Consider the following 13,542-nt stretch of genomic DNA (forward strand, 5'->3'; position numbering starts at 1 on the left):
ATAAGCATAGGTGGTAAAAGGGCATAAATATCGTCAAGCTTTAAACATAAGAAGCCCTGATAGGATAGCTTGTCAGGGCTTTTTTACGTCTGGAGGAAATGGTCGTGTCTTACACATTCCTACCATACCGTCCCCAGAAGTGTGGTTCGTATGATATACATACCGTTTGGTAATCTTGATTTCTTAACCTGCTTTCATTTGTTGATTGCCGCTCTGCCTGAATTTACTATTATGTCTAGTCACTAATATTCAAAAGGCATGTTAAATGGTTTTGTTCTTTCCGGCGCAACAAGATTTAGACTGCATCAGTCAGCAAGGCCAGATTCTGGGAAAGATTAAGTTTGATGGAGTGAAAGAGGAATATCTTTTTCATCCAGATAATGAGTCTGTATCTCTAACTGAAACTGAGAAATTAAGCATAGCGCAACGGTTATCGGTTCTTTGTTCTGGTACTAGTCCGATTCCGATGCAGGATGACGATTGATTGTGTTAACACACTTTCTTGTTGGTATGGTGTTTCGGTAACAGAGTGCTTTACCGCTCTGTCACCGATTAATTGTTTAATTGTTTGCTTCACGTAGGATAGGGTTGGTTAAACAGGTCGGGCCACCTTCACATGCCATACACAAAGCATCGCCTGCAAAGACCTTAACAGTGACGCCATGTTCTTCCATGATTTGTTTGGTTTTTGGAAAACCGTCTATCATGATGCATTGATCGGGAGAAGTTGGCAGTACATTCAGATTCAAACCGTATGATGCGGTGAACTCATCTTCAGGCGCTATGACAAATTCAATGTCTTCCTCTTCAAGTAATTGCCATAAACGGGCAGGAATTAACGGCGGGTGCACTAAGTATTTGCGCTCTGTTAGTGGTGATATGACAGACATTAGGTGCAAACAAGCCTCCTCACCGCCCCAGTATGGCATATCGAAACCAAGTACTTTAATACCTTGTGGGTTAAGTAGAGCATTCAGTTGATCAACTCCAGCTTGGTTTGAACGAAAACCCATACCCACAAGTAGTGTTTTTTCGTTTAACCAAATGGTATCACCACCTTCGATTTTTGCATTGCCAGTCAATTGACCAAGAATTGGAATTCCCAGCTTTTCATAGGCGTGTTTATGTAACTCAGGTTCGGGCTTACGCAGTGCTTTACCCATTTGCAGAGGAATCGCGCCAGCCTTAGTAATGAGCGAAGCATCGCGTGTAAACATGGCATCACAAAGGCCATCGTTATTGTCTTCTATCCACACAATCTCGCAGCCAGTGTCTATGATCAATTGGGTGAAAGCATCAAACTGCTCAATGGCTTTATCGGCATCAAAAAGGTGATTGTAATGCCATTGCTCTTGATTAGCCTGTTTTAGACTCTTATCTGGGCGTCTCATTAATACTTTAGACATTTTTTCAGCCATCAGCTGGCAACCATATTTCGCCATTCAAATGTATCCTTATCTCTGCGGTTTTATAACTCATTGTCAGTTAAATAGGAGACGAATTCGCCAGTCTATTCAGCTTCATGCTTCTTTATTTCATTAATTCGATAAAAGCGAAGTTTACTTATAAATCCTTTTTAAAGGTCTCATTAGTAATTCGGTACAATATGAGTAATTGAAGCAAGAGGCTTATTATGTCACCGGAAATATTCATTAAGCGACGTTTGGCTGCAATCTCTGTGGTTCGTGCTGAATCCATTCAATCCCTATGGAGCGGATACGGTGAAATTGTGCGCTATCTGGTGTCTGGTATCGAACACAAGCTCACTTCGGTAATCGTTAAATCGATACGCCTTGATAAAGTTATGGCACATCCAAGAGGTTGGCAGTCCGAGTTATCTCATCAACGAAAGCTAACGTCTTACAAGGTGGAAGCCAATTGGTATAAGCACTGGGCGCAGACTCTACCGCCTACTGCACGAGTGGCGAAGTGTTATGGGGTACATGAGAGCGATGATGAGATTTTATTGTTATTGGAAGACTTAGATGATTCAGGCTTAGAGTATCGACATCGTCAACTGTCTTGGTCCGTTTGTTTACCGGTTTTGGATTGGCTAGCAAGTTTTCACAGCCAATTTGTCTCTTCGCCAAACGATAATTATCAAGGTCTCTGGCCACGAGGCAGTTATTGGCATTTAGAAACCCGACCAGATGAATGGAATGCCATGGCGGATGGTGAGTTAAAACGTCAGGCTAAAGTAATAGATCAAAGGCTGAGACAAGCCAATTATCAAACCTTATTGCATGGTGATGCCAAAGTAGCAAACTTTTGTTTTTCTGAATCTGGGACAGAAGTTGCAGCAGTTGACTTTCAATACACAGGGCAGGGCGTTGGCGTACAAGATGTGGCGTATTTTTTAGGGAGTTGTTTGGATGAAATGAGTTTGGCGGATCACCTTGTGTTCTTGTTAGATCATTACTTTGCGGAATTAACTCGTTGCTTAGTAGCACAAGGTGAATCGTCGGATTTTGCTTCTAAAGTTGAAGATGAATGGCGTGCTTTGTTTGATCTTGCTTGGGCCGACTTTCATCGTTTTATACTGGGTTGGAGCCCGAATCATGCTAAAAATACACCGTTCAGCCAAAGGGTGACTGAACGTGCTTTGACCTCATTAAGAACCTCGTAAGGCGCGATTGGTTTTTGCGGTCGCTTGCGCAGCTAAAGGATCATCCGGCCAAGGGTGTTTGGGATAGCGGCCACGCATTTCCTTTTTGACCTCAGGGTAAGCATTTTGCCAAAAGAAAGGCAGGTCGTGTGTCACTGCCAAAGGCCTCTGGGCGGGCGACAGCAATTCTAAGGTGAGGTTCTGACCTAATACCTGTGGCGTGTGTGTCATGCCAAAGGCTTCTTGTAGTTTAACACTGAGTTTAGGTGGCGATTCTTGATAGTCAATTTTGTGTTGATTGCCTGATGCCACTGCAAGACGTTCAGGAACAAGCTGTTGGAGACGGCTTTGTAGCTGCCAGTCCAAGGTGTTTAATAGAATACTTTTGAGATCCAGTTTATCCAGTGCGTTTTGTGTCGTCACATTTGTTAAGTAAGGCGCAAGCCACTCCTCCAATGTTTGCAACAACAGCTTATCGCTCATGTTTGGCCACTCGGCTTGATGGTCGTGTTGTACGGCAAAGTGGATTCTGGCCCTCAGTTGATCACTGTCTTGGTTCCAAGGTAAAACAGCGAGTCCTGCTTGTCTTATGTATTGAATAACGGCAGTAATGACTTGATCGTCGGGTAGCCGTTTAGATGCTTGACGTTGTACGCAGAGTTTACCAATCCATACCTGATGTTCACTGATGAGGCGGGCGTCTCTTTTCGACCATTCAAGATGGGTTACTTTGTTTTGAAGTTCAGGCAAATGCTCAGTTAAGACAGATAAATTTAAAGGGTGAGCCAAGAAAATTTGGTCTTGGTTGTTACCTTGGTGACCACCCACATCCAGCGCCACCAGAAATTCACATTTTGCATTGCCATCGGTTTTATCTAAGCTGGCAAGTCGTCCATTAGCCAGCTTGTAGTGAACCTTTTGTTCGGAATGCGCTTTAGGGTTATCTTGTCGGTGAGCAATGCGATCAAAAAAAGCGGCGGCTAATAGCAAGCCTAATGCGTCTTCTTCGCTTATGTCTTTCTTTTGAGTCGATATGTCTATTGATGTGCTGCGATGACGCCATTGTTTAATCGATTGCTGATAAAAATGTTTTGGCTTGTGAGCGGTCAGCTTAGTATCACTCTGCGTTAGCCATTGTAGACGCATGGCAAATTCACTGCCTATGTTGGACATCGGGTCGCCTTCGCTCAGTAATGCACAGGCTTGGCAAGCTAGGTCGCTGTGTCCCCATTGTTTTCCCAAGAGCAGTAAGTGGGCCAAACGCGGTTCTAAGTTAAGTTGGCTCATGCACTCGCCATGAGGCGTCAGAGCTAACCCCTCAGCTGCAATCGCATTCAATTGTCGCAAGGTAGCTAACGATTGCTGAAAATGCCCTTCTGGTGGCGGGGTGATCCAGTCGAGTTCTAACCTGTCTTGAATGCCCCATTGGGCTAGATTTAAGGTTAAGGCGCTGAGTTCCAGGCATTCAATTTGTGGTTGTGCTTGTGCTGCCAGTCTATGTTGTTGCTCTGCGCTCCACCAACGGTAGCAAACGCCTGCTTGGGTTCGTCCAGCACGGCCTGCACGTTGTGTGGTTTCTGCTTGGGTGGCGCGTCGAGTATGCAAACGTGTGGTGGCGGTATTGGCGTCAAATCTGGCCTCACGGCTTAAGCCACTGTCGACAACCACGCGGATGCCTTCAATGGTTAAGCTGGTTTGTGCAATGGCGGTGGCGAGTACTATTTTTCGTTCTGGCGCCGTGGTTGGCGCGATGACTTTTTCCTGCTCGGCTAAGCTTAGGTCACCATATAAAGGCAAAATAGCCACATGAGTTTGATCAGCTAATGCTTTATTTAAACGGTTTTGCACATAGCGAATTTCCTTTTGGCCAGGAAGAAATACCAGAATATTGCCGGATTGTTGATGAAAGGCTTGTAACGTTAACCGACTGACTTCTTCGTTCACTTGCTCCATTTTCAGAGCTTTATTGCCATAAATGACGTCGACAGGAAAACTTCGACCTGCGCTGCTTAAGGTTGCGCAGCCAAGACGCTGTTCGAGCAGCTGAGTGTCAAGGGTGGCGGACATAACCAACAACTTAAGTGGATCGTCATCACGATAGAGTTCTCTTGCTTGCAAACACAAAGCAAAGGCCAAATCGGAATGCAAATTACGTTCATGAAACTCATCAAAAATGACCAGAGAAATATCACTTAGGCAAGGGTCATCCTGCAGCATTCGAGTGAGAACACCTTCGGTAACCACAAGAACTTGTGTGTCTTTACTTTCTTTGGTGTCGTGGCGAATTCGATAACCGACACGCTTGCCAAGAGGCTCGTTTAAGCTATCTGCAAGACGTTGAGCCGCCGCTTTGGCTGCAATACGACGAGGTTCCAGCATGATGATCTTACGTTCTTGATTCCACGCTTGATCCATTAAGGCCAAGGGCACCACCGTGGTTTTACCGGCACCGGGAGCAGCCTCAAGGATGGCTTGATGACTGACATTCAGTTGTTGAGTGAGCGCAGGAATGAGGGCGTGAATCGGTAATGTCATAAATAGAATGTGTCAGCAGAGAAATAAAGCCGAGTTTAACGCATTTTGACCTTAGGTTGGGCCAAACGTATGTCGGTTTTGCAGCGGGCGATGCATGGCAATATATAGTTCTCTTGGATTTCCTGTTGCGTGAGACCGCGAGGCTGATGCTGACCGTAATCGATCTGACCACAGAGCAACTGTGTCAAACACACGCCGCAAACACCATTCTCGCAAGCATGACGAATGGCAAGGTTGTGGTTCAGTAAAGCCTCTAGAATGGTGTCATCGCGACTGATCTGCAGTGTTTCTTCAGGTTCTAAAAAGCTTAGCTTAATACGTTTCAATTGAGGCAAGACGGGGCTCCTTCTGTTAATCTAACACCATAATAACGAAGAAACCTTTTCGCTAGACTTATTTACGTCAGTATCCTTTGAGAGTACAGCGAAAAAAGCAAACTGTGGACCTTTATCTGAACCATGACAGAACCAAATAAAAAAACCTTGTTGCTCGTTGACGATGATCAGGACATTCGTCAGCTCTTGTGTGATGCTTTATCGCAAAAGGGTTATCAAGTCAGAGAAGCAGAGAATGGTCGCCAAATGTGGGCGCAATTGGAAGCGCAATCTGTTGATTTGGTGTTAATGGACTTGTATTTAAAAGAAGAAGACGGTTTGCATTTGGCGCGTGAAGTGCGCGAGCGTTTTTCCATGCCGATTATGATGCTTACGGGTAAAGGCGATGAAACCGATCGTATTCTTGGCTTGGAGTTGGCAGCTGATGATTACATGATGAAGCCATTTAACTTGCGTGAACTGACGGCGCGTATTCACGCTTTATTGCGACGCTCCTATCAAGCGCCTCCGAGCTCGTCTAATGCTCCTAATCAAGATCACGAATGTCTGCGTTTTGGTGCTTGGGTGTTGGATCTCACCGCACGTTTGTTACAAGATCAAACGGGTAAAACCGTCACTCTGACCTTGGGTGAATTTTCCTTATTAGAGGTTTTGGCGCGTCATCCTGATAGAATTTTCACCCGTGAGCAATTAATTGAACAAAGCCGTGGTTTGGAGACGGAAGTCTTTGATCGCACGGTGGATGTATTGATTTTACGCTTGCGACGCAAGATAGAATCCAATCCGAAAACGCCAGAGTTCATTAAAACTCAGCGTGGCCTTGGTTATTTCTTCCAAGGCCCTGTACGAGCTAGCTGATGCGCTTTGTCAGTATTCGCCAGAAAGCCTCATTGTCCATACTGGCAATCAGTGTGGTGGCTTTTTTTATGGTGGGCATTGGCTGGCAATCGATGCGCGTCAGTGAAGCCAGTTTGTCCGAGTTTGAGTCACAAACCCTACCCGAAATCAGTACCTCTTTAACCTTGGCGGAAGGCGTTGCGCAACTGGCCGCCATTGCGCCTTATACCGCAGGTTCGGGGCGGCCATTTCAATTGCAAACCGAATCGGAACGTATTCATCGTCGTATCTTAGAGTTGCGTGGCGTGGCCGATAGTCTGATGGATTCCGAGTTTCAACAAGACATAGACAAGCGCTTAGATGACTTACAAGCTACCTTGGAAGAACTGGTTGCTTTGGTTCGAGAAGAGCTCTATTTGCGCGAAGATGGCTTAGCCCAACAGTTTCGCATAAGACAGTTATTGCCTGCTGAAAACACTACTGAAGTCAGCAGTCGTCAAGGTTTGGCTTGGCTTTTACAGCTGCTTGAAGCACCCAATCTATTACCAGATAGAATGGCTGATGTACTCAATCTATCGGCTCAAAATGAGCAAGTTAGGAGCATTGCGCAAGATTTGCTTAAAGCCCATCAAAGGCTCAATGACATAGAGCAGCGTAAAAATTATTTGCTGATTGCCATTCGAGCCAAGTCTGAGCAGCTGAGTAGTAAAGTGAGTGACTTTGTTGGTGGCTTACAGAAAAAGGTGAGTCGCCAGCGTCAGGAAGTATCTTCTTTTGTGGCTACCGGTCAGATTTGGATTATCGGAATTTCAGTGTTTTTGTTATTGGGGTTAACGCGTTTGTATTGGTATAGCCAGCGCATGACCAGAGACCTCGGTGTGGTTACCAATGACATGGAACAATTATCCCTAGGTGTGGTTGAATCCAAGCCGGCGCGCATTCGTCGTAATGATGAAATTGGTACCCTGGCAGAGACCTTTGATGTTTTTCGGCAAGATGCATTACGTCGTCTTGAGGTGACCGCAGAGTTATCAGAACAAAAGCGCCTACTGGAAACCATATTCGATAATATGAACGATGGTTTGAGTGTGTTTTCCGCCAAAGGGCAACTCATGGCTTGGAATCTGGGCTATCAGAAGTTATTTGATTTAACGGACGAAGACTTACACATTGGTATGCCAATCGATGAGGTTCAGCAGTTAATCAATCGTGGGGAACACAAAAATCTAAACTTGGAGAATCAGCAAGTTCACATGGACGAAGTGAACGAATCTCGTCACCTTAAAGTACAGAGCTTTGAGCGCCATTTTGACTCTGGCAAGATCATAGAATTTCGCTCTAAGCCCATGCCAGAGGGGGGGTTCGTTACACTATATACGGATTTAACGGAACGTAAAAGTGTCGAAAGTCAGTTGCGCCAAGCACAGAAAATGGAAATGTTAGGGCAGCTCACAGGCGGTGTCGCCCATGATTTTAATAACCTTCTTGCTGCCATTATGGGCAACCTACAAATGTTGGCTGACTCACATCCACAAACGCAAGATCAAAGCCGTTATATAGAACGCGCATCCGCGGTGGCAGAAAAAAGCAGTAACCTAGTACAGCGTTTATTGGCTTTTAGTCGTCGTCAGCAATTGTTTCCAGTCTCCGTCGGCATTGATGATTTGATCGAAGGTATGCTGGATTTAGTGGAATACAGTGTGGGCACGCACATACAGGTAGACAAAGACTTACAGTGTCCTAATGTGTTTAGCTTAATTGACCCTTCTCAACTGGAAAATGCCTTATTGAATCTGGCGTTAAACAGTGCCAGTGCCATGCCGGAAGGCGGTCGTTTGTCATTCTCTACCAAGACTTGCACCTTACCAGATACACAGATACCAGCCATTCGTATTCGTGTTGAAGACACGGGAGAAGGCATATCAGAAGAGGTGATAGGTCGCATTTTTGACCCCTTCTTTACCACCAAACCAGTGGGTAAGGGGAGTGGATTGGGCTTGAGTATGATCTATGGCTTTGTCAAGCAGAGCGGTGGAGACATCAAGGTGACTTCCGAGTTAGGTAAATGGACTCGAGTGTGTTTGTTTTTACCTCAGCAAGAGCAAAATCGGGTAATCGCAGATCAGTCATTGGAATCTCAAGATGTCTCTATTGAGTTGTCGACACACAGTTTAGTGTGGCTGGTGGAAGACGATGTAGAGGTATGCCGAGTGATGCGCGAACAGCTGCAGCAAATGTCGTACTTGGTGCAAACCTTTGATCATGCTGAAGCGGTATTAAACGCCTTAGAAAAGGGTATGGTGCCGGATGCTATTGTCTCCGATGTAAACTTATCAGGGGCGATGGATGGCGTGGCATTAGCACATCGTATTCAAAGTCGTGAAGTCGGCTTTACGGGTGCCATATTGTTAATGTCAGGCTTGCCAAAAGACGAATTAGAGCAAAAATACCAATTGAAAAGCAACGATTTATTTATCGCTAAACCTTTTACAATCAGAGAGTTAGAAAGAGTTTTCAAAAAAGACTAAGTAGAATATTACAAATATTACAAAAAAAATCAGCCAATGAAATACTGGGTTAGTTTTTATACTTCATAGTGATTGTAGGGAAAACATATTCCCAGTGGCATCAATGCCAATAATAAAAACAAAATATTGGAGTTACAAAACATGAAATCTCTGAAGCAATTTTCAGCTAAGAAACTCGCTTGCCTAGTTGCGGCAACCACTCTATCCAGTGTTGCTGTGGCGGAAACCCCAATCATAGGTCTGATCACTAAGACCAATACCAATCCATTTTTTGTCAAAATGAAAGAAGGCGCACAAGCCAAAGCGGAAGAGCTTGGTGTGGAACTGCGCACATTCGCTGGTCGCTATGATGGTGACAACGAAACTCAAGTACAAGCGGTTGAAAACTTGATTGCAGCGGGTGCCAAAGGCATTTTGATTACCCCAAGTGATACCTCTGCTATCGTGCCAACCATTCAAAAAGCCCGTGATGCTGGTTTGTTGGTCATTGCCTTGGATACACCATTAAGCCCTGCCAATGCCGCAGACATGACTTTCGCTACCGATAACTTCAAAGCGGGTGAAATGATTGGTATGTGGGCTAAGGCAAAAATGGGCGATAAGGCCAAAGACGCGAAAATTGCTTTGTTAGATCTAAGTACCAGCCAGATTACCGTGGATGTTGCTCGTGACCAGGGCTTCTTGAAAGGCTTCGGTATTGATCTAAAAGATCCAGCTCGCATGGGCGATGAAACCGATCCTCGCATTGTCGGTAACGATGTCACACAAGGCTCGGAAGAAGGTGGTCGCCGAGCAATGGAAAATCTACTCCAAAAAGACCCAGAAGTTAACTTGGTTTACACCATCAATGAACCGGCTGCGGCAGGTGCGTATGAAGCCCTTAAATCCTTCGGTTTGGAAAAAGACGTTTTGATCGTGTCAGTTGATGGTGGTTGTCCTGGTGTACGTAACATCCGTGATGGCGTCATTGGTGCAACGTCTATGCAATTCCCTCTCAAAATGGCCTCTGAAGGCGTTAGTGCGATTGTTGAGTTTGCCAAATCTGGTACACGTCCTAGCGCTTCAGACGGTTTAGATTTCTTCGACACAGGTGTACAGCTAGTCACTGATGAGCCAGCCAAAGGCGTTAACTCAATCAGTTCTAAAACTGGTCTAAACATGTGCTGGGGTTAATCCCATTCTAATGAATAGGCAATAAGAAGGTGCCTGCATTTGCCGTTAGCCGAGATTTGGGCTAACGGCGGTTTTCTCGTCTGGAGTAGTCTATGAGTTCAAGCGAAACTAAACCCTCTTCCCCTGTGTTGGATCACGATAAGGTGGCGGATAAGGCGAGCTCTTATGTCGCTAACTTTGAACACCGCGACACATTATTAGAGCGTTTTAAAAAGTTTTTACATCACTATCCTGTTGCTGCACCAAGCATCGTACTGATTCTTGCCATCGTGGCTTTCAGCTTGATTATTGGTGGCCGCTTTTTACACCCATTTAACCTATCTTTAATTTTGCAGCAGGTTACGATAATCGGTGTCATTGGGGTGGCACAAACCTTAATTATTTTGACGGCAGGTATCGATCTGTCGGTCGGCGCCATCATGGTTCTCTCGTCTGTGGTAATGGGACGTATGGCGATAGATTACGGCTTTGATGGCGGTGTGGCGTTATTAATTGGTATTGCTGTTGGTGCTGTGACGGGTTTTATAAACGGCTTGTTAATTACCCGTATGAAGTTGCCACCTTTCATCGCTACTTTAGGCTCTTGGAACGTCTTTTTTGCGCTCAATCTTTGGTATTCGAAAAGCCAAACCATTCGTTCACAAGACATCGATGCGGCAGCGCCTTTGCTGCAATGGCTGGGCGAAACCATTAATGTGTTTGGTGCACGCTTAACCTATGGTTCCTTGTTAATGTTGGCACTGTTTTTTGTCATTTGGTATGCCTTGAACTGGACCTCTTGGGGGCGTCATGTATATGCCACGGGTGATGACCCGGCAGCGGCCAAATTAGCTGGTATTCGTACTGATCGCATTCTGCTGTCGGTTTATGTATTGGCCGGTGTGGTGTGTGCAATAGGTGCTTGGGTATTGATTGGTCGAATTGGCTCGGTTAGCCCACAAGCGGGTTACACCACTAACTTGGACAGTATTACCGCAGTGGTGATAGGTGGCTGTAGTTTGTTTGGTGGTCGCGGTTCCATTTATGGAACCTTAGTTGGTGCCTTGGTGGTCGGTGTCTTTCGTAATGGCTTGGCGCTGGCGGGTGTGGATGTGTTGTGGCAAGAGTTCACTGTGGGCATCTTGATTATAGTTGCCGTCGGTGTAGACCAATGGATTCGAAGAGGAACAGCATAATGACAGTGGATTACAATCAAACACCCGTATTGCAAACGAAAAACCTAGTGAAACGCTATGGCAGTGTGACGGCCATTGATCACGCTGATTTTGAACTCTATCCAGGAGAAATTCTGGCGGTAATTGGTGATAACGGCGCGGGTAAGTCCTCTCTTATTAAGGCTTTGTCTGGGGCGCTTATCCCAGATGAAGGGGAAATCTTACTCGATGGCAAGCCAGTGCATTTTAATTCACCGATGGAGGCCAGAGCCCTAGGCATTGAAACGGTTTATCAAAATTTGGCAGTCTCCCCTGCATTGAATATTGCCGATAACCTTTTCCTAGGACGCGAGCTGCGTAAGCCTGGCATCTTGGGCTCCGTGTTCCGTATGCTAGACAAAAAAGAAATGGAAAAACGTGCCCGAGAGAAAATGGCAGAGCTTGGTTTGATGACGATTCAAAACATCAGTCAGGCGGTTGAGTCCTTGTCCGGTGGTCAACGTCAAGGTGTGGCAGTAGCGCGTTCGGCTTTGTTTGGTAGCAAGGTAGTGATTATGGACGAACCTACGGCTGCATTAGGGGTCAAAGAATCACGTCGCGTGTTGAACTTGATCAAAGAAGTACGTGATCGTGGCTTGCCGATTATCTTGATCAGTCACAACATGCCGCATGTGTTTGAAGTGGCAGATCGTATTCATATTCATCGTCTTGGTAAGCGTGCCGCCGTGGTCACACCGCAATCCCATTCTATGTCCGATGCGGTTGCCATTATGACAGGTGCGATGGAAGTGGATGAAGTGGTGGATGCTGATACAGCTGCTTAAGTTTCGTTGCTGATTACACTAAGCCTCTGTTTTGTTCTTTCCTCCGGTCAGGCAAAATAGGGGCTTATTTATGTTTGAGAGAGATTCATGAAAGCTAATCGTCAAGATTTCATTAACCGCATAGGTCGCGCTGTCCAGTTTTATCTGGGGCGACGATTGGTGACGGCCGGTGTCGCGATCTTGACGCTGTTAGCTTTGCTTGCCCCATTATCTTTGCAATCATCTGAGCCGCAGCCCTTACGCTCGATTGGTATCAGTGTGGCGGATTTAGGCAATCCATATTTTGTGAAGCTGGTGGATGCAGCGACGCGAAAAGCACAAGAGCTAGCAAACGGTCCTGTCAAAATGGTGATTCGTTCTGATGCTTACGATTGGCAAAGACAAATTGAGCAATTGAATGACTTCATCGAACAGGATGTGGACTTGATCGTTTTGACCGCCGCTGATGAGTACAAAGTCGCGCCTGTGGTTGCCAAAGCCCAAAGAGCTGGCATTAAGGTGATTGCTGTTGATGTAAATGCCCAAGGTGCGGATGCTACCATTACGACAGACAATGTTCAGGCGGGTGTGGTGGCTTGTGAGAAACTGGCGCAACGAACCGGTTTTCAAGGCAATTTCGTGATCATCAATGGGGTGTTGGTGTCGTCTGTGATTGAGCGCGTTGCAGGCTGTAAATCGGCATTGAACAAATACCCCAATATTCGTTTACTCAGTGACAGAATGAACGGTACAGGCAGTGTCGAAGGGGGCATGGAAGCCATGACCTATCTGATGGAAGAGTATCCACAAATCGACGCGGTTTTTAGCATTAATGATCCAACTGCTTTAGGAGCATTGCGTGCTGCTAAACAGGCGAAAAGAAGCGAATTTATTTTAGCTTCAGTGGATGGCGCGCCGTTTGCCGAAGACATTATCAAACAGCCAGATAATCCTTGGATCGCAACAGCGGTACAACGGCCAGTGATGATGGCTGAAACCGCCATAGAAATCGGTATGGACTTACTGGCGGGTAAGGATGTGCCTCAGCGTTTTATTTTGATTCCTTCTGTTCTGGTCGAAAAAAGTGACTAGATTGCCTTTTTAAATAGCAAGAGTAAGCTATTGTTCTTCTTATAAAAGGGTGAACAATGCACAGCACTGGCCATGCAAATCTTTAATACTGTGTTTCCTCTGGCTTGTATTGTGCTGTCGCCTATTGGTATGGAGAAAGTGTTGGAATTAGCGATATTTTCGGCGTTTGTTATTGCAATGCCTGTATTAGGTTTGTTGGTGTTGAATTTTTTAGTGGTTAGGTTTTTTTATAAGGGACATTTCTTTGCGATATTTACGTTCTCTTTTATGCTGATGTTGATTGAAGTAATGGTGCTTGGAAAATTAGGAGCAATAGGATATTACTTTAATGATATTATCTTTGACGGCGTAAGTTGGATCTAAGCTTGATGACATCAATGAGTAATAAACAAGTTTCTGATCAAAAAATAGACACCTTTTAAACAAGTGTTGAAGATTTTGTGCCATACTTATTCGCTTTCAGCTTATATGGAGGAGGCT

12 protein-coding genes are annotated in these 13,542 nt (G+C 45.4%); 9 read left to right on the plus strand and 3 right to left on the minus strand.

Translation table 11 applies throughout. The annotated features are described in order from the left end of the window. Positions 1 to 265: 265 nt before the first annotated feature. Entirely contained in the window at positions 266 to 484 is a 219-nt protein-coding gene (locus ACXAH2_RS16470) for a hypothetical protein (RefSeq protein ID WP_475080002.1), read from the plus strand. A 76-nt stretch (positions 485 to 560) separates the two neighbouring features. Here the strand turns inward: ACXAH2_RS16470 and ACXAH2_RS16475 are convergent, their stop codons facing one another. Next, the gene (locus ACXAH2_RS16475; protein WP_475080003.1) at positions 561 to 1,442 is read right to left on the minus strand and encodes a dimethylarginine dimethylaminohydrolase family protein; all 882 of its coding nucleotides are present in this window, start codon (positions 1,440 to 1,442) and stop codon (positions 561 to 563) included. 191 nt (positions 1,443 to 1,633) lie between these two features. Between ACXAH2_RS16475 and ACXAH2_RS16480 the strand changes: the two genes are divergently transcribed. Next, the gene (locus ACXAH2_RS16480) at positions 1,634 to 2,626 is read left to right on the plus strand and encodes a phosphotransferase (protein WP_475080004.1); all 993 of its coding nucleotides are present in this window, start codon (positions 1,634 to 1,636) and stop codon (positions 2,624 to 2,626) included. Here ACXAH2_RS16480 and hrpB read toward each other — a convergent pair. Together hrpB and ACXAH2_RS16490 are read right to left on the minus strand one after the other, a co-directional pair. Beyond that, entirely contained in the window at positions 2,612 to 5,140 is a 2,529-nt protein-coding gene (hrpB, locus tag ACXAH2_RS16485) for an ATP-dependent helicase HrpB (protein WP_475080005.1), read from the minus strand. The genes ACXAH2_RS16480 and hrpB overlap by 15 nt on opposite strands. Positions 5,141 to 5,175: 35 nt before the next feature. Beyond that, complete coding sequence (locus tag ACXAH2_RS16490) at positions 5,176 to 5,475, minus strand: 2Fe-2S iron-sulfur cluster-binding protein (RefSeq protein ID WP_475080006.1); 300 nt, start codon at positions 5,473 to 5,475, stop codon at positions 5,176 to 5,178. A gap of 123 nt (positions 5,476 to 5,598) precedes the next feature. On the opposite strand from ACXAH2_RS16490, the gene ACXAH2_RS16495 reads away from it, so the two are divergent. From ACXAH2_RS16495 to ACXAH2_RS16525, 7 genes are all read left to right on the plus strand, one after another. Continuing rightward, positions 5,599 to 6,333, plus strand: coding sequence for a response regulator (locus ACXAH2_RS16495; protein ID WP_475080007.1), 735 nt, complete (start codon positions 5,599 to 5,601; stop codon positions 6,331 to 6,333). Further along, entirely contained in the window at positions 6,333 to 8,840 is a 2,508-nt protein-coding gene (locus ACXAH2_RS16500; protein WP_475080008.1) for a PAS-domain containing protein, read from the plus strand. The genes ACXAH2_RS16495 and ACXAH2_RS16500 overlap by 1 nt, the downstream gene beginning before the upstream one ends. Before the next feature lie 141 nt (positions 8,841 to 8,981). Beyond that, positions 8,982 to 10,013 (plus strand): substrate-binding domain-containing protein, encoded by a 1,032-nt coding sequence (locus ACXAH2_RS16505; RefSeq protein ID WP_475080010.1) that lies wholly within the window; start codon positions 8,982 to 8,984, stop codon positions 10,011 to 10,013. 92 nt (positions 10,014 to 10,105) lie between these two features. After that, positions 10,106 to 11,188, plus strand: coding sequence for an ABC transporter permease (locus tag ACXAH2_RS16510; protein WP_475080011.1), 1,083 nt, complete (start codon positions 10,106 to 10,108; stop codon positions 11,186 to 11,188). After that, the gene (locus ACXAH2_RS16515) at positions 11,188 to 11,991 is read left to right on the plus strand and encodes an ATP-binding cassette domain-containing protein (RefSeq protein WP_475080012.1); all 804 of its coding nucleotides are present in this window, start codon (positions 11,188 to 11,190) and stop codon (positions 11,989 to 11,991) included. Before ACXAH2_RS16510 ends, ACXAH2_RS16515 begins: the two co-directional genes overlap by 1 nt. Positions 11,992 to 12,078: 87 nt before the next feature. Beyond that, positions 12,079 to 13,062 (plus strand): substrate-binding domain-containing protein, encoded by a 984-nt coding sequence (locus ACXAH2_RS16520; protein ID WP_475080013.1) that lies wholly within the window; start codon positions 12,079 to 12,081, stop codon positions 13,060 to 13,062. Positions 13,063 to 13,134: 72 nt separating this feature from the next. Then, a complete protein-coding gene (locus tag ACXAH2_RS16525) occupies positions 13,135 to 13,425 on the plus strand; it encodes a hypothetical protein (protein WP_475080014.1) in 291 nt (96 codons plus the stop codon). Positions 13,426 to 13,542: the final 117 nt, after the last annotated feature.

This window comes from Marinomonas sp. ABL3_031, assembly GCF_056161265.1.